The following is a 16,798-nucleotide window of genomic DNA, read 5'->3' as shown; positions in this document are numbered from 1 at the left end:
CGAGTGCCGGGCGCCGGGTGCAAGCGAACCCCGGGCGTATAGCGCGTCAGACGCCTTCGACGACAACCATGTGCAGCGTGCCGGCGCCTTCGCGCAGCTTGCGGGCCTCGGCATATTCCGGCGAGGAAGCATAGGCGAGGGCGGTGTCGTAGCTGTCGAACTCGATGACGACGTTGCGGGCAAGGCCGTCGCCCTCGACGATCTTGGCCTGACCGCCGCGAACCACGGGCTTGCCGGCGAACTTATCCAGAGCGACCTTCGACTTGGCGACGTATTCGGCCCACTTATCCGGATTGGTCACTTCTGCGCGCACGATCACATAGCCCTTGGCCATTTGAGTTCTCCGTTATTTTTCAAATTGATGTGATGTTTTGTTAAAGCGAAGCCTGAGCTTCGCGGATGTGGTTGCAGAACGTCTCGGCGGCCAGACGCGGGTCATCCGCCTGCGTGATCGGCCGCCCGACAACGAGGTGGCTGGCGCCCGCTCTGATGGCATTGTCTGGCGTGGTGATGCGCTGCTGATCGTCGGTCGAGCTGCCGGTCAGACGGATGCCGGGCGTGACGATCAGGAAGTCGGGGCCCGTGGCCTCGCGGATGCGTGCAGCCTCCTGTCCGGATGCGATGACGCCATCGAAGCCCGCTTCCTGCGCCAGCAGCGCCCGGCGCAGAACAAGATCGGCCGGCGCCAGCGAGGTTCCCTGCTCAGCCAGATCATCGTTGGTGAGGTTGGTCAGCACCGTCACCGCCAGCAGCTTCAGCTTGCTGTCGCCGCGCCCGGAAACCGCGGCGCGCATCGTTTTCAGGTCGTGGCCATGCACGGTCAGCATGTCGAGGCCCAGCTCGGTGACATTAGCGACCGCGCGCTCGACCGTGTTGCCGATGTCGAGAAACTTCATGTCCAGGAAAACGTGCTTCCCGTCGGCCTTCAGCGCCTGCGCCAGATCGAGGCCGCCCGCAAACAGCAGCTCCAGCCCAACTTTGTAGAAGGTGACGCTGTCGCCCAGGGTGGCAATCAGGCGCCGGGCTTCCTCGATCGTTGGCATATCGAGGGCGACGATCAAACGGTTTTTGGCGGCAGTCGTCATGGCTTTCAAGGTGTGCTGTTGGTTGGAGTGAGGTAGCCATGCAGCACGAGGGCGGTGAGTGCAAGGGGCAGGCGCGTCCTCCCAGGCCACGGGTGGCCGATGCCCGAACGCATTAAGCCTGCTGTCAGTCGCTGAAACTGTAATTGACGCCCAGGCGGGCAATGTTGGCAGTCAAATCAATGGAAGTGTCCAGCGGGCTGCGTCCGATACCGAGTGGCGGCAGCACGACGCCGCTGGTCGATACCTCGCCGAGATCCACATAGAGATATTCGGCCTTGATGGACCACGGGCCACCCAAGCTGGCCTCTACGCCGCCGCCGAGCGTGTAACCGGCTTTGATGCGGGTGTTGGAGCTGGAGCCGCGAGCGGATATCGAGCCGCTGAGCAGCTTGTCGTAGAAGGTGTTCGAGACGTTGACGTCGCTGAGTGCAAGGCCACCGCTGACGAAAAGCAGCATGTTTGGCGCCGCAAGCCAGCCGATACGCACACGGGCCGTCGACAGCCAATTGGTGGAGTAGGACGCCCTTGCGGTGTAGGCCAACGTTGGAAAAGTCGGATAGGGGATGTCGGCCGCCCCCCGGCTACCGCTCAGATCCAAAGCGCCGAAGTCGGCCTCTGCGCCGACGACAACCTGATTGAATCGCTGCTGCGCGCCCAGTTGTACGCCGCCGGTGAACGAGCCTGAGCGCGCCTTGCCGGAAGTGTCCCCTTCGACCAAATCGACGTTCTGTTGGGTGGAAAAATACGACGTGGCATTCACCTCGCCGACGTCCGTCGTGGTGTGGCCGCTGCCCCATGCGCCGCCAGCGAAGGCACCGACATAGAAGCCGTTCCATGGGTCAGCGTGAGTTGGGTCGGCCTGGGCCGGAGACGTGGCCGAAACGACGGCTGAAACCCAAGCGGCGAGGCATGAGCGTTGCCAGAACCTGCGTGTCTGCGCCGCTGCCATTTCCGAATCCCCCGCGCGAATTCTGGAAAGGCTACACGTTATAGAGGATTTCACTCAACCCAAGCGGGACCGTATCGTCCCACGATTGTGGCGATTAGAGCACATTGTTCAGTGTGCAGCAGTTCAGTGGGGTGGCGTCTGCTCAGCCGCGCAGCACGCGCGCCGTATGGGCCGCACGTTGGATCAGCGCCTTCAGGTTTTCCTGGCTGTCCTTGTTCTTCAGGTGGCCGTCGGTGTCGAAGGCCTCAGCGGCGCGGGGCAGTGCGAACTGATCCGGCAGCACCAGAGCGCCAAGGCCAAGCTCCAGAACGTGCCGCACATCGGTGAGGCCGCGCAGGCCACCCATGCCGCCGGGGGAAGCCGCGCCAAGCGCGAACACGCGCGTCTTGAACACCTGCTTGCCGCTGGGCTCAGGTGCGTTCACCCGGCTGACCCAGTCCAGCGTGTTCTTCAGCAGCGCGGTGATGGAGGCGTTATATTCCGGGCAGGCGATGAAAATGGCATCGTGCTCGGCCATCAGGTTCTTGAACTGCACGGCATTTTCGGGCGCTCCGGCGATGGCTTCATCATCGCCGTTGTAGAGCGGCATCGGATAGTCTTCGAGGTCGGCGAAGGTTGCTTCAATGCCATTGGCTTCGGCAATCAGGGCGCCGAGGCGTGCAAGCTGCTTGTTATAGGAGCCGGCGCGTGCCGACCCCGCGAAGAACAGCATCTTCACCGTGTCGCCCATCGCTGACTCAGCTTCCCTTGCCTTCGAAGAAGTCCTTCACGCGGGCAAAGAAGCCGGCGCACTCCGGGCTCGTTTCCTTATGGCTTTCCTGCTCGAACTCTTCCAGCAGTTCGCGCTGGCGCTTGGTGAGGCTCTTGGGCGTTTCCACCTCAACCTGGATGTACATGTCGCCATGTACCTTCGAACGCAGCACCGGCATGCCCTTGCCCTTGAGGCGGAACTGCTTGCCGCTTTCCGAGCCCTCGGGGATCTTGATGCGCGTCGCGCCGCCTTCAACGGTCGGCACCTCGATGTTGCCGCCGAGCGCGGCCGTCGTCATCGCAATCGGCACCTTGCAGAAGATGTCCGCGCCGTCGCGCTGGAAGAACTCGTGCGGCTTGAGCGACAGGAAGATGTAAAGGTCGCCCGCCGGACCGCCACGCAGGCCAGCCTCACCCTCGCCAGCGAGGCGGATGCGCGTGCCATCCTCAACGCCGGGCGGAATATTGACCGAGAGCGTGCGCTCCTTGGTGATGCGGCCGGCGCCGTGGCATGAGGCGCACGGGTCTTCGATGATCTCGCCGCGGCCCTGGCAGTTGGGGCAGGTGCGCTCGATGGTGAAGAAGCCCTGGCTGGCGCGGACTTTGCCGTAACCGGCGCAGGTTGGGCATTGTGAGGGCTTGGTGCCGGCCTTGGCGCCGGTGCCGGCGCAGGTTTCGCAGGCGATGGACGTGGGCACCCGGATCTGGGCAGCCTTGCCGACGTACGCGTCCGAGAGGGTGATTTCCAGATTGTAGCGCAGGTCAGCGCCACGCTCGCGGGCAGAGCGGCCGCCACCAGCCCGCTGGCCGCCGCCGCGCCGGCCACCCATGAATTCGCCGAACAGATCGTCGAAGATGTCCGACATCGAGGACGCGAAGTCCGGGCCGAAGCCACGACCGCCGCCGCCATGCTCAAATGCCGCATGGCCGAATTGATCGTAAGCGGCGCGCTTCTGCGGATCCTTAAGGACCTCATAAGCTTCGTTGAGTTCCTTGAAACGCACCTCGGCAGTGGTGTCGCCGGGGTTGCGATCGGGATGTAATTCCTTGGCGAGGCGGCGGAAAGCAGATTTCAGCTCCTGCTCGCTGGCCCCCCGGGAAAGCCCGAGCGTTTCATAATAGTCGCGCTTGGACATGTTCAGCGCGGATCCTTCGGATTGGTGCAAGGCTGATACCCCATTTCTAGGGAAATAGCGTTGTTTTTGGCGCGGGGAAAGTGCGCGCCGACAACGAAAGCTAATGTGGAGAGGCTGTGGTATCGCCGCAAGGTGCTATGGGCCACACAGGAAAAGCGATTGCTCTTATAGCGTTGGATGGCTGATTTGCCACGCTACTGAGGCAGTCCTGCGCGCTGCTGCTGCGCCTTTTCGTTGGTTGAAAACAAGAGCCCGGCACTAAGGCCGGGCTCGGTAGTGGCTTGGTGCGGCGGAACCACACCCTGTCAAATCAGGCCGACTTCTTCTTGTCGTCCTTTACTTCCTCGAAGTCGGCGTCGACGACGTTGTCGTCGGCCGAAGCGGTCGAGGAGCTGCCACTGTCGGCGTCATCACCATCGCCGCTACCCTGCTGGGCGGCATAGATGGCCTCGCCAATCTTCATCGCAACCTGCGCCAGGGCAGTCGTTCCGGCCTGTACGCGCTCTGCGTCATCGGCCGAGATGGCTTCCTTGAGGTCGGCGATTGCCTTCTCGACGTCGGACTTCACGGCGGCGACGCCAGCGTTAGATCCGTTCTCGGAAAGCTGCTTCTCGGTGCTGTGAATCAGGGCTTCAGCCTGGTTCTTGGCTTCGATCAGCTCACGCTTCTTCTTGTCGTCGGCAGCGTGTGATTCAGCGTCCTTGACCATCTGGTCGATCTCGGAGTCGCTGAGACCGCCCGAAGCCTGGATGCGGATCGACTGCTCCTTGCCGGTAGCCTTGTCCTTGGCAGAAACGTGCACGATGCCGTTGGCGTCGATGTCGAACGTCACCTCAACCTGCGGAACGCCGCGCGGCGCAGGCGGGATGCCGACGAGATCGAACTGGCCCAGCAGCTTGTTGTCCGCTGCCATCTCGCGCTCGCCCTGGCTGACGCGGATCGTCACCGCGTTCTGATTGTCCTCGGCGGTCGAGAAGGTCTGGCTCTTCTTGGTGGGGATGGTGGTGTTACGCTCGATCAGGCGCGTGAACACGCCGCCCAGCGTCTCGATGCCCAGCGAAAGCGGGGTCACGTCGAGCAACAGAACGTCCTTCACCTCACCCTGCAGAACGCCGGCCTGGATCGCGGCGCCGATGGCGACGACTTCATCCGGGTTGACGCCCTTGTGCGGTTCCTTGCCGAAGATCTGCTTTACGATTTCCTGCACCTTCGGCATGCGCGTCATGCCACCGACGAGAACCACTTCGTCGATGTCGGCAGCCTTGAGGCCAGCGTCCTTCAGTGCCTTTTCGCACGGTCCGCGCGTGCGGGTGATCAGGTCGTCAACCAGGCTCTCCAGCTTGGCGCGGGTGAGCTTCATCGTCAGATGCTTCGGACCGGAAGCATCGGCGGTGATGAACGGCAGGTTGATTTCAGTCTGCGTGGCGCTCGACAGCTCGATCTTTGCCTTTTCCGCAGCTTCCTTCAGGCGCTGCAGAGCAAGCTTGTCGTTGCGCAGGTCGATGCCCTGCTCCTTCTTGAATTCGTCGGCGAGGTATTCGACCAGCTTCATGTCGAAGTCTTCACCGCCGAGGAACGTGTCACCGTTCGTCGACTTCACTTCGAAGACGCCGTCGCCGATTTCAAGAATGGAGATATCGAACGTACCGCCGCCGAGGTCGTACACGGCGATGGTCTGGGAATCTTTCTTCTTGTCGAGACCGTAGGCAAGCGCAGCTGCCGTCGGCTCGTTGATGATGCGCAGCACTTCAAGGCCAGCGATGCGGCCAGCATCCTTGGTGGCCTGGCGCTGGGCGTCATTGAAGTATGCGGGAACGGTGATCACCGCCTGCGTGATCTTTTCGCCAAGCTTTGCCTCGGCGGTTTCCTTCATCTTCTGCAGGATGAAAGCGGAGATCTGCTGCGGAGAATAATCCTTGCCGTGGGCTTCAACCCACGCGTCGCCGTTCGGACCCTTGACGATCTTGTACGGGACGAGTTCCTTGTCCTTCTCGACGGTGGGATCGTCATAGCGACGGCCGATGAGGCGCTTGATCGCGAAGAAGGTGTTGATCGGGTTGGTGACAGCCTGACGCTTGGCAGGCAGGCCGACGAGCTTTTCGTCATCGGCGGTGAACGCCACAACGGAAGGCGTCGTGTTCGCGCCCTCGGCGTTCTCCAATACACGCGGCTTGCCGCCCTCCATCACCGCCACGCATGAGTTGGTGGTTCCGAGGTCGATGCCGATAACTTTTGCCATGGTGCTAATCCTCATCCTTCTGCGGCAGACCGTCCGGACCCTGGTTGTCCTGGCGTCCGGAATAACCGCAGCGCGATACAGCGCGCCGGTGCGATCCCCTATGGAGCATCCAAACGGTAAACGCGGCTTATATAAGATGGCTTTCTATGCACGCAACGGGCTGGGTTTGTGCCCGTTGCGTAATTTTCGGCCCTAAGCCGCCTACATTCGCCGCCGCGCCATGGATCTTCCACGCGCGGCTGCGGAAACATTTGCGAGCCGCCGTTATCCGGCGGCTGGGGAGCCATTTCCGGGCTGCGCATCCTGTTTGCGCTGGCCGCCCTTGGAAACGACAACCATCGCCGGGCGCAACACGCGATCCTCAATCAGGTAGCCGGGCTGATACACCTGAACGATGGTTCCAGATGCAACATCAGGCTGTTCGATCTCGGCCATGGCCTGATGCTGGTGCGGATTGAACGGCTCACCTTCCGGGTCAATGCGGCGAACGCCGTTGCGTTCCAGCACGTTGAGGAACTCGCGCTCGGTCATCGAGACGCCTTCCATAAGCGCCTTCAGGGCTGGATCCGCGTCTGCGGCACCCGCGGGAACAGCGGAAGTTGCGCGCTGCAGATTATCGCCAATCGACAGCAGATCGCGCGCGAACTTCGAGATGGCATACTTCGCCGTATCTTCCTTGTCGCGCTCGGTGCGCTTGCGCAGGTTGTCCATTTCGGCATGGGCCCGCAGCAAACGGTCGGTCAGGTCGGAAATGCGAGCTTCAAGCTCAACCACGGTTCCCGACGCTTCACCGTTGCCAGCAGGGCGCGCAGCCTCGTTATCGGGGCGTGCGTTCGGTTCGGACCTGTTTTCGTCTTCAGCCATGATCTCTCCGCGACGTGCTTCTTTATCGGGGAAGCACCTTAAGAATGCGGGCCCGATATCAGGCGATGTATGGCAAAAATCAAGTCAACAGTCGGCTAACGAGCTTGGCGGTGTAGTCCACCATAGGAATTATTCGCGCGTAATTGATTCGTGTTGGACCGATAACGCCCAGCACGCCGACCACTTTCCTGCGCTCGTCCTGGAACGGCGCGACAATGAGCGAAGAGCCGGACAGCGAGAACAGCTTGTTCTCCGAGCCGATGAAAATGCGCACGCCATCGGCGCTTTCAGACAGCCCCAACAGCTGCACAAGGTCGCGCTTGCGCTCGAGGTCGTCGAACAGGTGACGGATGCGCTCCAGATCGTCCTGCGCGTTCACATCCTTCAGCAGATTGGCCTGACCGCGCACAATCAGGCTCTTGCGGTCGTCGATGCTGCCCGACCACTCCGCCAATCCAGACTGAATGAAACGCTTGGTCAGCTCGTCGAGTTCGGCGCGTGATGACTGCAGTTGCTGCTCAATACGCGCACGCGCTTCCGACATCGTTAGCCCGCGCACGTGCGCGTTGAGATAATTTGCCGCCTCGGCGAGCGCGGAGGGCGGCATGCCCTTCGGCAGATCGACGATGCGGTTTTCGACCGTCTGATCCTCGTCAACCAGTACCACCAGCGCCTTGCCTGGCTCCAGCAGCACAAATTCGATGTGCTTCAGCCGCGTGACCTGCTTGTCGGCCAATACAACGCCAGCGCAATGGGAAAGCCCGGAGATCATTTCGCCGACATCGCGCAGCACGTCGTCCACCGTCGTCGCCTGTCGGCCGGCGATGTGCGCTTCGATCTGGCGGCGTTCGCGCGTATCGAGGTCGCCGACCTCCAGCAAGCCATCGACGAAAAGCCGCAGGCCAAGCTGCGTTGGCAGGCGGCCGGCTGAAGTGTGCGGCGCGACGATGAGGCCGAGCTGCTCCAGATCCGACATCACGTTGCGGATGGACGCCGGCGAAAGCGCCATCGGCAGCACGCGCGACAGATTGCGCGAGCCAACCGGTTCGCCGGTTTCCAGATAGGATTCGACGATCTGCCGTAGAATGGTGCGGGAGCGTTCGTTCAGTCGCGTCAGTCCGCTGGTGCTTTCGTTCATCGCTCGGGGTCGAACCTCAACCTGAAGGTTGTGAAGATTACGGACGCTGCATGGCCTTCGTCAAACGCTGTGGCGGTTTTGGTTGATGCCGGGCGGCCCCTCCCGTAGGTTCGGCCAAATTTCCTGCAACAACTCCGGTATGCCTGCCCATGCGCCCTTCCAAACGCAATCCCGACGAACTACGCCGCGTTTCAATTGAACGTGCGGTCTCCCGGCACGCTGAAGGTTCGTGCCTCATCAAGTTCGGAGATACGCATGTGCTGTGCACGGCTAGTCTTGAGGAGCGCGTTCCGCCGTGGCTCAAGGGCCAGGGGCGCGGCTGGGTGACGGCCGAATACGGCATGCTGCCGCGTTCGACAACCGATCGTATGCGGCGCGAAGTTACCGTTGGCCATCCTTCCGGCCGTACGCAGGAAATCCAGCGTCTCATTGGCCGCTCGCTGCGCGCCATCGTCGATCTCAACAAGCTGGGCGAGCGGCAGATCACCGTCGACTGCGACGTGATCCAGGCCGATGGCGGCACCCGCACCGCTGCCATCACCGGCGCCTGGGTGGCGCTGTATGACTGCATCCAGTGGATGAAGCTGCGCGACATGGTGAAGGACGACGTGCTGCGCGATCACGTTGCAGCCGTCAGCTGCGGCATCTATCGCGGCAAGCCGGTGCTCGATCTCGACTATGCTGAGGACTCCTCGGCCGACGCTGACTCCAATTTCGTCATGACCGGAGCGGGCGGCATCGTTGAGGTGCAGGGCACCGCTGAAACGGTTGCGTTCAGCCAGGACAGCTTCGATCAGATGATGGCGCTGGCGCGCAAAGGCATCGGCGAGCTGGTCGCATTGCAGAAGCTAACCGTCTCCTGACAATCCGGTGTATCGAGTGTGTGGCGACAACCTGAATGCTGCTATGCAATTCGTCGGGTTTTCGTCGCCGCTCGTACGCTGCTTGAGAGCAGACACTAGAAACGCTAACCGCCGGGTCTGACCAATGCGTCCCGCTGCCATCCTGGAAACTGTGCTCTATGCCCGCGATCTTGAGGCCATAGAAGAATTCTACCGCCGCGTGCTGGAGCTGGAGCCGTTTGCCAAAGAGGCCGGGCGCCAGGTGTTCTATCGTCTTGGCGATCAGGTGCTGTTGATCTTCAATCCCATCGCCACCAGCCGCGCGCCGGAAGAGGATGCGCCGCTGCCCGTGCCGCCGCATGGCGCCGATGGCGAGGGGCATGTCTGCTTCGCGGCGTCGGGTGATGAGATCACTGACTGGCGCAAACATCTCGAAACAAGCGGCATCGCCATCGAAGCTGATTTCGAATGGCCGGGCGGTGGCCGTTCCATCTATTTCCGCGATCCCGCTGGCAACTGCCTCGAATTCGCAGAGCCGCGCATCTGGAGCAAGCAATGACCCGACGTCTGAAGCGCGGCGACCGTCTCGTCGTCGCGACTCACAATCCCGGCAAGGTCTGGGAGATCAACAAGCTGCTGGAGCCCTATGGTCTCGCCGCCGTTTCCGCTGGCGATCTGGGGCTGGAAGAGCCGGTCGAAACCGAAACGACGTTCGAAGGCAACGCCAGCTTGAAGGCGGTGTTTGCGGCCAAGGGCGCCAATCTGCCCGCGCTGGCCGATGACAGCGGCATCGAAATTGACGCGCTGGACGGCGCTCCGGGCGTCTATACCGCCGATTGGGCCGGGCCTGATCGCGACTTCTCTGTCGCCATGGAGCGGGTCAACCGCGAGCTGGTGGAGCGCCAGAACTGGCAGGGCGAGCCGCTGAAGGCTAACTTTATCTCGGTGTTGTGCTTGGCATGGCCCGATGGAGAGGTGCAGTTCTTCAAGGGCCGGGTCGATGGCGATATCGTCTGGCCGCCCCGCGGTGGCAACGGTTTCGGCTATGATCCGATGTTCGTCGCCGAGGGCCATGCGCAAACGTTCGGCGAAATGGAGCCGGCCAGCAAATATGCGATCTCGCACCGAACCCGTGCGTTCGACCACTTCAAGCGGGCTGTCCTTGACGACGCCGGCTGACGAAGTTGCGTTCGGCGTTTATGTGCACTGGCCGTTCTGCGCCCAGAAGTGCCCCTATTGCGACTTCAACAGCCATGTGCGCTTCGGCGGCATCGATGAAGCGCGCTTCCGCACCGCCTTTCTGCGTGAGCTGGATGTCACCGCGCAGCGCATCGGTCCGCGCCGGGTGTCGAGCATCTTCTTTGGCGGCGGCACGCCATCGCTGATGCAGCCGGAAACGGTTGCCGCCATCCTCGATCGCATCGCCACGCTGTGGAGCGTCGATGCCGACGCGGAGATAACGCTGGAGGCTAATCCCGGCAGCGTCGAGGCGGATCGCTTTCGCGGCTTCCGCACTGCTGGCGTCAATCGAGCGTCGCTGGGCGTGCAGTCGCTACATGATGACATTCTGCGCTCGCTGGGCCGGATTCACTCCGTGGCGGAAGCAAAGCGCGCGATCGAGATTGCCCGCTCAACGTTCGATCGCTTCTCGTTCGACCTGATCTACGCGCGCCCGAAGCAGCAGCCTGAGCAATGGCGCGAAGAGCTGCGCGAGGCACTGGCGATCGCCGGCGGGCATCTGTCGCTCTATCAGCTGACGATCGAACCCGACACACCATTCGCGAAGCTGCACGCGGCCGGCAAGCTGACGGTGCCGGATGGCGATGCCGCTGCCGAGCTCTATGGGATTACGCAGGAGCTGACGGGCGCTGCCGGGTTGCCGACCTACGAAATTTCCAATCACGCAGCGCCCGGCGAAGAAAGCCGCCACAACCTGCTTTACTGGCGCTACGGCGAATATGCCGGCATCGGCCCCGGCGCGCACGGGCGCCTGCATCTCAGCAACGGCCATATCGGCACCAGCACCGAACGCCATCCGGAAACCTGGGCCGGTCTCGTTGAACAAAACGGCCACGGGATCATCGAGGAGACGCCGCTTTCGCCGTCCGAGCAGGCTGACGAAATGGTGATGATGGGACTGCGGCTGGTTGAGGGTATTGATCTGGACAGCCTGTGGCGGCGTACCGGGGCGCGCCCTGCTCCCGCCGTCATCGGCGCGCTGCTTGCAGATGGCATGATTGAGCGCGTGCCAGGCACTGCCAGCCGCATCCGCGCATCGGCTGACGGTCGCTTCGTTCTCAATGCAATCGTGCTACGTCTGGCGATGAGCTTTTCCAACGATCCGGGCCTCAGCCCGGTAAGCCTGTTCCCACCCGCCGCGGAATAACGGATCCCCATGCGAAAGATGTACGACTGGATGATGCGGATGGCTGCCAGCAAGCGCGCACCTGCAGCGCTGGGCACGGTCTCGTTCATGGAAAGCTCGTTCTTTCCAATTCCGCCGGACGTGATGCTCATTCCGATGATCCTCACCAACCGGTCGAAGGCGTGGTGGTATGCCACCATCGCCACGGTCACGTCGGTGCTGGGCGGCCTGCTGGGATACGCCATCGGCTATTTTGCGTTCGAGGCAATCGGCAAGCCCATTCTGGCGTTCTACGGCAAGGAGCACGCGCTCGATTCATTCATCGCGTTCGTGCAGCAGTATGGCGTGCCCGCGATCATCATCAAGGGCGCGACGCCGATACCGTTCAAGGTGGTCACCATTGCGGCCGGTGTCGCCCACATGGATCTCATGGCCTTCATTGGCGCCAGCATCGTCGCGCGTGCGATGCGCTTCTATCTGGTGGCGGCGCTGCTCTATTTCTTCGGCGAACCCATCAAGCACTTTATCGAAAAGCGTCTGACGCTGGTAACGACGGTGTTCGTCGTGGTCTTGGTCAGCGGGTTCGTGGCTGTTAAATATCTATTCTAGGCTATTTCCACCGTGCGGCGCGTCCCGTTGCGCGCTGACACAGTCGGGATTGCCAGGCCCTTTGTCGAAGAGGCCATTTAGTTTCGCGTTTGTGGTTCACGTCATTGAGGTCTCAAGCACGCCATGCCGCTGTCAGGATCAAATCCAGCCCGCAACACTGCCTATCAGTCTGGCGCCCTGGCGTTGCTGTTCGCTGCAGCGGCTATTCTCATCGCGTTGGCGTATGAGCACATCGGCGGCTATGCCCCGTGCGAACTCTGCCTCATGCAGCGCTACGCTTTTTATGCTGGCGTTCCGGCGCTGTTTCTCGCGCTGGTGGCTTACAGCGCTGGTCAGCGCGCGGTTGCCGCGCTGCTGTTCGGCCTCGTGGGATTGGCGTTTCTCGGCAACGCGGGGCTGGCCGCGTATCACGCCGGTGTTGAGTGGCGCTTCTGGGAAGGGCCCTCCGGCTGCACCGGCTCGCAGGCGCTGACGACCAGCGCAGGCAATCTGCTTGAAGCGCTGCAGCAGACGCACGTCGTCCGTTGCGATGAAGCGGCGTGGCGTTTCCTCGGCGTTTCGTTCGCGGGCTGGAACGTTGTTTGTTCTCTCCTCATCATGTGGCTGAGTTTCAGCGCCATGCGCAGAGCAGCACGCGCTGCATAATTGTGCGCGTCTGTGGAAAAACTCGAAAGTTATCCACAGAACAAGCGCTTGAGCGCCGCATCTTTTTGCGTTCAGCAACTGTCAAGCAAAATACCGTGGGTCTGACACGCGGCTGCCTTTCCGTGGTCAAAAAGTAACGGTCTATTACTCCTCGTTCGCGGAACACAGCGGTGACGAGTTGAGTTGAGCCAGCGAACAGCAAGTCTTGCGGCTTTAGAGCCCAACAGTTTCTCGGCGTAGCGAGAGCGAGTTGCAAGGCAGCGTGTGCGTGGCGTCAGCTTGAGTTGAGTTGAGTTGAGTTGAGTTGAGTTGAGTTGAGTTGAGTTGAGTTGAGTTGAGTTGAGTTGAGTTGAGTTGAGTTGAGTTGAGTTGAGTTGAGTTGAGTTGAGTTGAGTTGAGTTGAGTTGGTTGCGTTCGTGTCGTGTTGCGTATGTAGCGTCAGTTGCGTCTCGGCTTCGTCAGTTGGTGTTTCGCGTCAATCTATTTGGGACCTCCCGCATCCCGTGAGTTGCGTAACGAGTTCAGTCGCGTTGTTCGTAAAGCGTAGCGTGCCAGCGTAATCAGTGCCCCGCGTTTCAGTATCCGGTTCGCGTCGAATGTCCCGTTAGTCCATTTCAGTACTGCGTAAGTAAGCGTTGCGTCTGTTGCGTTTTGTAGCGTCCCCGTTGCGTAAAATGCGTCTCTGCCATCCCCCCAGTGCGCTCCTGATCGAGCGTGCAACATAGCGGCGGACCACTCAAAGGCTTAGTTCGTGCGTTCCTTTGAGTGGTCATGCTCTCCAGCGAGATGAAGGGGCTGAGTGAGTTCAAGTAAGTCAGACAGTGAGGTGTAGCGTGGTCGTTCAGTCGTCTGATTGGCGTTCTTTAGGTGATGTAATCGGTGATGTTCTCGTCGCTATCGGCAGCCCGTCGTCCTCGACGGACGGACCAATAGCGTCGGCGTCAACAAAGTAAGTTCGCCGCGTACTCGGATCCGAGGGTGAAGCCCTCGAACGGGATGGCAAGCATATGGAGCGCAGGAGAGTATCCAATCCGCAGTCGTGTCACATGAACTGGTTTCGCGTCGTGACGCTTTGCTCTGTGTGCTTGCCGCCAATTTTCCGCCTCAGCGCCGGGGCAATGTAAGGGCGCGTAAATGAGGAGACGTCAAATGAGTATCCAGCACATCAATCCTCTGCAGTGGCATCAGGCGATGGGCGTTGCGCGCACGTCATGCGCTCGCTTCTTCCGTGATGGCGGCGCTCCTGCCGATGCGCTTCTTGCATTCGGTCTCAATGCTGATGATCGAACGGCGAACGATTGGAGCCGCGCGGTTGAGGCGATTGCCGAATCCCTGTGCGCCGCGCCGATGAAGCGCGCAGCATAACGGCGGAAAGCGCAGCACCGGCATCTCGGACGAGACGCTGCGTCGCGCACGAATGAATTCGTTTCCCCCCGAAACGATAAAGGCCCTGCGGTTCTCGCCGCCGGGCCTTTTTTATGGGTGGCATGTAGTGATGCGCATCGTGGCGCGTCGGTCGCCTGTTACGGCAGCAGCTCGGTATCCCAATAGAGATAGTCCAGCCAGCTTTCATGCAGATAGTTCGGCGGGAACAGCCGGCCGTTGCGGTGAAGCTCAAACACCGTCGGCCGATACGGCGACTGGCGCGGCAGCATACCGATATCCTTCGGCATCGAATCGCTTTTGCGCAGATTGCACGGTGCGCACGCGGCGACGACGTTATCCCAACGGGTCAACCCGCCGCGTGAGCGCGGAATGAGATGATCGAACGTCAGATCATCGCGTGAGCCGCAATACTGGCAGCTGAAGCGGTCGCGCAGGAACACGTTGAACCGCGTGAATGCGGGATAAAGCGCCGGTTTCACATAGGTTTTGAGGGAAACGACGCTGGGCAGCCGGATCTCTGCGGTGGGGCTGCGGACGAAGCGGTCGTATTCGGAGACGATATTAACGCGATCAAGAAATACCGCCTTCACCGATTCCTGCCAGCTCCAGAGCGACAACGGATAGTAGCTCAAGGGCCGGAAGTCGGCGTTTAGGACCAATGCTGGAAAGCTGGCCGGAATGGCAGCGTGTGCATCCACTGTGGTTATGTCCTATCGGCGTTAGTTCGAATCGTCTCTCCCCGCGTGTTCGGCCGGAATACTAGCGATGCATATCAACTCTGTGAAGGTCTTGCCGAAAGTGTGATCATCTGACGATTTGAACAGTGATAAGCGGCGGAAATCACGAGTGTTTCTTCGTCAGCAAAGTGCGGTCGGCCACCTTGTAATACGCCCACAAAAGATGCGCTGCGACGCCGCGCCATGGTTTCCAGCGCTCCGCGATGGCGAGCAACTCGTCCCGATTTGGACGGTTTTCAAGCCCCAGAGCGGCGCATGCGGATATCTGCAGGGCCAGATCACCGGCGGCAAAAGCGTCGGCGCGGCCCAGGCAGAACAGCATGTAGATTTCGGCAGACCACGGACCTACGCCCGGAAGCGCGGTGAGTGTCGCGTGCAGCTCGTCCTCTGGCTTTCCGCTCAGTGCATCGAGGTCAAAGCCGTCCGCAATCGCCGTTGCAATGCCGCGCAGTGTTTTGACCTTGCCCCGGGAAAGTCCGACCTGACGCAGGTCGTCGTCATTCAGCAGCAAAAACTTTTGCGGCGTAACCGCCGGAGCGGACGCCAGTTCAAGCCGAGCCCATATGGCCTGCGCAGCTGCCAGCGAAACCTGCTGGCCGACGACGATACGTGCCAGGCCAGCAAAGCCGGGGCGATAATCGCGCAGCGGCGGATCGCCGGTCAGATCGTGAATATGCCGGATATGTGGACACTTGCGACGCAAGGACCTAACGCCTTTTCGCATCGTGTCCGCGTCGATGATGATTGAAGCTTTCCGGCGGTCAGGCATCGCTCTGCTTGGCTACGGCTTTTTTTCACATCTTGAGCGTAGGCATGCGGGCGGTAACTTGCAAATGAGCGCCCTGGAGCGTGAAAAGGCATTCGCCGTTGATGCCGTGGTCTGAACACGCTGTTGTTTCCGCTGCCGTTGCCCCGCGATAAGCAGTGCTGCATGGTTTAACCGCAATCAAATAGCGTGACCTTCCGCATGCCGCCCCGCGCCGTATATCGTTTCGCTCCAAGTCCGAATGGGCCGCTGCATCTTGGTCATGCGCTGTCAGCGCTCACCGGCTTTGAGATGGCTCGCCGGTCCAATGGCCGGTTTCTGGTGCGCATCGAAGATATCGATGTGGTTCGCTGTCGACCGGAGCTGGTTGCGCAGGTGTTCGATGATCTCAGCTGGCTGGGAATTGGCTGGGAGCAGCCGGTGATGCATCAATCGCAGCGGTTCGATGTTTACGCCGCCGCCGCTGCAAAGTTGCGTGCTGAAGGCTTGCTCTACCCCTGTTTTGCAACTCGCGCTGAAGTTCACGCGGCGGCAGTTCCCGGCGTAACCGATCCGGATGGCGCTCCGCTATATCCGGGGCTGCACCGCCATTTATCGCATGACGATATTGAAGCGCGCATCGCGGCGGGGCAGTCATTCGCGTTGCGGATCGATATGCAGCGCGCCGTGACACGCGCGCTCGAAATTCTGGACGGCGCACCGCTGACATTTACGGAGTTCGGCGAAGATGGAGCGCGCGAAGTATTGTCGGCGAACGCTGAGGCGTGGGGCGATGCCGTTATCGTACGCAAGGACGTGCCGGCGAGTTATCATCTGGCGGTCGTCGTCGACGACGCTGCGCAGGGCGTTACGCATGTCGCGCGTGGGCGGGATCTGTTCCACGCAACGGGCCTGCACCGGCTGCTGCAGGTGCTGCTGCGGTTGCCCGAGCCGCTCTATCATCACCATCGCCTGCTGACGGATGGCGAAGGCCGCAAGCTCGCAAAGAGCGCTGGCGATATTGGTCTAGCAGCATTGCGGACGCAGGGCGTGACGGCAGCGGAAGTGCGCCGTATGTGCGGCTTTTGAAGGCGCCCACGCGCGAACAAGCCAATGCTCGAGTATAATGTGAGCGAATGCGCCTAAGACCAACTGATTGAGAGAGAAAACCGGTAAGTAAGTGTTTTCTTAAGGGTTGTGCCTAAAAAATACATTGGCGTAGCGCCACCGGCGACATGGAGTATTAGCGTGACGGACGAAGCCATTGTCTAATAAGGCGAATACTGGCATGCTGTGCGGTGTTCTTCC

The 16,798-nt window shown here is 61.0% G+C and carries 19 protein-coding genes; 9 read left to right on the top strand and 10 right to left on the bottom strand.

What is annotated here, in order from left to right; translation table 11 throughout:
• Positions 1 to 46 precede the first annotated feature (46 nt).
• The 8 genes from C6Y62_RS03455 to hrcA form a co-directional block, all read right to left on the bottom strand.
• Positions 47 to 334 carry a DUF1330 domain-containing protein gene (locus tag C6Y62_RS03455; protein WP_173952781.1) on the bottom strand — a complete coding sequence of 96 codons (288 nt, stop codon included), beginning with the start codon at positions 332 to 334 and terminating at the stop codon, positions 47 to 49.
• A 40-nt stretch (positions 335 to 374) separates the two neighbouring features.
• Positions 375 to 1,085 carry an orotidine-5'-phosphate decarboxylase gene (pyrF, locus tag C6Y62_RS03450; RefSeq protein ID WP_068463051.1) on the bottom strand — a complete coding sequence of 237 codons (711 nt, stop codon included), beginning with the start codon at positions 1,083 to 1,085 and terminating at the stop codon, positions 375 to 377.
• 124 nt (positions 1,086 to 1,209) lie between these two features.
• Positions 1,210 to 2,034, bottom strand: a complete 825-nt coding sequence (locus tag C6Y62_RS03445; protein ID WP_173952780.1) for an outer membrane protein — start codon at positions 2,032 to 2,034, stop codon at positions 1,210 to 1,212.
• A gap of 142 nt (positions 2,035 to 2,176) precedes the next feature.
• Complete coding sequence (locus tag C6Y62_RS03440; protein ID WP_173952779.1) at positions 2,177 to 2,764, bottom strand: NADPH-dependent FMN reductase; 588 nt, start codon at positions 2,762 to 2,764, stop codon at positions 2,177 to 2,179.
• 7 nt (positions 2,765 to 2,771) lie between these two features.
• Entirely contained in the window at positions 2,772 to 3,920 is a 1,149-nt protein-coding gene (dnaJ, locus tag C6Y62_RS03435; RefSeq protein ID WP_173952778.1) for a molecular chaperone DnaJ, read from the bottom strand.
• Positions 3,921 to 4,230: 310 nt separating this feature from the next.
• Positions 4,231 to 6,159, bottom strand: a complete 1,929-nt coding sequence (gene dnaK / locus C6Y62_RS03430; protein WP_173952777.1) for a molecular chaperone DnaK — start codon at positions 6,157 to 6,159, stop codon at positions 4,231 to 4,233.
• A 264-nt stretch (positions 6,160 to 6,423) separates the two neighbouring features.
• Complete coding sequence (gene grpE, locus C6Y62_RS03425; RefSeq protein ID WP_173952776.1) at positions 6,424 to 7,023, bottom strand: nucleotide exchange factor GrpE; 600 nt, start codon at positions 7,021 to 7,023, stop codon at positions 6,424 to 6,426.
• A 79-nt stretch (positions 7,024 to 7,102) separates the two neighbouring features.
• On the bottom strand, positions 7,103 to 8,161 hold the full coding sequence (hrcA, locus tag C6Y62_RS03420; RefSeq protein ID WP_173952775.1) for a heat-inducible transcriptional repressor HrcA: 1,059 nt from the start codon (positions 8,159 to 8,161) through the stop codon (positions 7,103 to 7,105).
• Positions 8,162 to 8,310: 149 nt separating this feature from the next.
• Between hrcA and rph the strand changes: the two genes are divergently transcribed.
• The 7 genes from rph (at position 8,311) to C6Y62_RS03385 (ending at position 13,987) form a co-directional block, all read left to right on the top strand.
• Positions 8,311 to 9,024: a ribonuclease PH gene (gene rph, locus C6Y62_RS03415; RefSeq protein ID WP_068462836.1), complete on the top strand. Its 714-nt coding sequence runs from the start codon at positions 8,311 to 8,313 to the stop codon at positions 9,022 to 9,024.
• A gap of 124 nt (positions 9,025 to 9,148) precedes the next feature.
• Positions 9,149 to 9,562: a VOC family protein gene (locus C6Y62_RS03410; RefSeq protein ID WP_068462834.1), complete on the top strand. Its 414-nt coding sequence runs from the start codon at positions 9,149 to 9,151 to the stop codon at positions 9,560 to 9,562.
• Entirely contained in the window at positions 9,559 to 10,182 is a 624-nt protein-coding gene (gene rdgB, locus C6Y62_RS03405) for an RdgB/HAM1 family non-canonical purine NTP pyrophosphatase (protein ID WP_173952774.1), read from the top strand. The genes C6Y62_RS03410 and rdgB overlap by 4 nt, the downstream gene beginning before the upstream one ends.
• Positions 10,115 to 11,389 (top strand): radical SAM family heme chaperone HemW, encoded by a 1,275-nt coding sequence (hemW, locus tag C6Y62_RS03400; RefSeq protein WP_173952773.1) that lies wholly within the window; start codon positions 10,115 to 10,117, stop codon positions 11,387 to 11,389. The genes rdgB and hemW overlap by 68 nt, the downstream gene beginning before the upstream one ends.
• Before the next feature lie 9 nt (positions 11,390 to 11,398).
• Positions 11,399 to 11,977 (top strand): YqaA family protein, encoded by a 579-nt coding sequence (locus C6Y62_RS03395; protein WP_068462829.1) that lies wholly within the window; start codon positions 11,399 to 11,401, stop codon positions 11,975 to 11,977.
• A 123-nt stretch (positions 11,978 to 12,100) separates the two neighbouring features.
• Entirely contained in the window at positions 12,101 to 12,622 is a 522-nt protein-coding gene (locus C6Y62_RS03390) for a disulfide bond formation protein B (RefSeq protein WP_173952772.1), read from the top strand.
• A gap of 1,149 nt (positions 12,623 to 13,771) precedes the next feature.
• Entirely contained in the window at positions 13,772 to 13,987 is a 216-nt protein-coding gene (locus C6Y62_RS03385; protein WP_068462825.1) for a hypothetical protein, read from the top strand.
• A gap of 158 nt (positions 13,988 to 14,145) precedes the next feature.
• Here the strand turns inward: C6Y62_RS03385 and C6Y62_RS03380 are convergent, their stop codons facing one another.
• Together C6Y62_RS03380 and C6Y62_RS03375 are read right to left on the bottom strand one after the other, a co-directional pair.
• The gene (locus tag C6Y62_RS03380; RefSeq protein WP_173952771.1) at positions 14,146 to 14,706 is read right to left on the bottom strand and encodes an HNH endonuclease; all 561 of its coding nucleotides are present in this window, start codon (positions 14,704 to 14,706) and stop codon (positions 14,146 to 14,148) included.
• A gap of 142 nt (positions 14,707 to 14,848) precedes the next feature.
• Entirely contained in the window at positions 14,849 to 15,448 is a 600-nt protein-coding gene (locus tag C6Y62_RS03375) for a DNA-3-methyladenine glycosylase family protein (RefSeq protein WP_246274261.1), read from the bottom strand.
• On the opposite strand from C6Y62_RS03375, the gene C6Y62_RS03370 reads away from it, so the two are divergent.
• Both C6Y62_RS03370 and gluQRS read left to right on the top strand, forming a co-directional pair.
• Positions 15,438 to 15,629, top strand: coding sequence for a hypothetical protein (locus C6Y62_RS03370; RefSeq protein ID WP_173952298.1), 192 nt, complete (start codon positions 15,438 to 15,440; stop codon positions 15,627 to 15,629). The two genes, C6Y62_RS03375 and C6Y62_RS03370, sit on opposite strands and share 11 nt — an antisense overlap.
• 71 nt (positions 15,630 to 15,700) lie before the next feature.
• Positions 15,701 to 16,579, top strand: coding sequence for a tRNA glutamyl-Q(34) synthetase GluQRS (gene gluQRS, locus C6Y62_RS03365; RefSeq protein ID WP_420844137.1), 879 nt, complete (start codon positions 15,701 to 15,703; stop codon positions 16,577 to 16,579).
• Positions 16,580 to 16,798: the final 219 nt, after the last annotated feature.

The organism is Hyphomicrobium sulfonivorans (assembly GCF_013306565.1).
Classification (GTDB): domain Bacteria; phylum Pseudomonadota; class Alphaproteobacteria; order Rhizobiales; family Hyphomicrobiaceae; genus Hyphomicrobium_A; species Hyphomicrobium_A sulfonivorans.
The sequence above is the reverse complement of the archived record's forward strand: the minus strand, read 5'-3'. Positions and strand labels throughout refer to the sequence as shown.

Coding starts and splice junctions, on each gene's coding strand:
- dnaK (WP_173952777.1), bottom strand. CDS start 6,159: ATGGCAAAAGTTATCGGCATCGACCTCGGAACCACCAACTCATGCGTG.
- hrcA (WP_173952775.1), bottom strand. CDS start 8,161: ATGAACGAAAGCACCAGCGGACTGACGCGACTGAACGAACGCTCCCGC.
- C6Y62_RS03410 (WP_068462834.1), top strand. CDS start 9,149: ATGCGTCCCGCTGCCATCCTGGAAACTGTGCTCTATGCCCGCGATCTT.
- C6Y62_RS03440 (WP_173952779.1), bottom strand. CDS start 2,764: ATGGGCGACACGGTGAAGATGCTGTTCTTCGCGGGGTCGGCACGCGCC.
- dnaJ (WP_173952778.1), bottom strand. CDS start 3,920: ATGTCCAAGCGCGACTATTATGAAACGCTCGGGCTTTCCCGGGGGGCC.
- C6Y62_RS03395 (WP_068462829.1), top strand. CDS start 11,399: ATGCGAAAGATGTACGACTGGATGATGCGGATGGCTGCCAGCAAGCGC.
- pyrF (WP_068463051.1), bottom strand. CDS start 1,085: ATGACGACTGCCGCCAAAAACCGTTTGATCGTCGCCCTCGATATGCCA.
- rdgB (WP_173952774.1), top strand. CDS start 9,559: ATGACCCGACGTCTGAAGCGCGGCGACCGTCTCGTCGTCGCGACTCAC.
- grpE (WP_173952776.1), bottom strand. CDS start 7,023: ATGGCTGAAGACGAAAACAGGTCCGAACCGAACGCACGCCCCGATAAC.
- C6Y62_RS03390 (WP_173952772.1), top strand. CDS start 12,101: ATGCCGCTGTCAGGATCAAATCCAGCCCGCAACACTGCCTATCAGTCT.
- C6Y62_RS03445 (WP_173952780.1), bottom strand. CDS start 2,034: ATGGCAGCGGCGCAGACACGCAGGTTCTGGCAACGCTCATGCCTCGCC.
- C6Y62_RS03455 (WP_173952781.1), bottom strand. CDS start 334: ATGGCCAAGGGCTATGTGATCGTGCGCGCAGAAGTGACCAATCCGGAT.
- hemW (WP_173952773.1), top strand. CDS start 10,115: ATGCGATCTCGCACCGAACCCGTGCGTTCGACCACTTCAAGCGGGCTG.
- rph (WP_068462836.1), top strand. CDS start 8,311: ATGCGCCCTTCCAAACGCAATCCCGACGAACTACGCCGCGTTTCAATT.
- C6Y62_RS03385 (WP_068462825.1), top strand. CDS start 13,772: ATGAGTATCCAGCACATCAATCCTCTGCAGTGGCATCAGGCGATGGGC.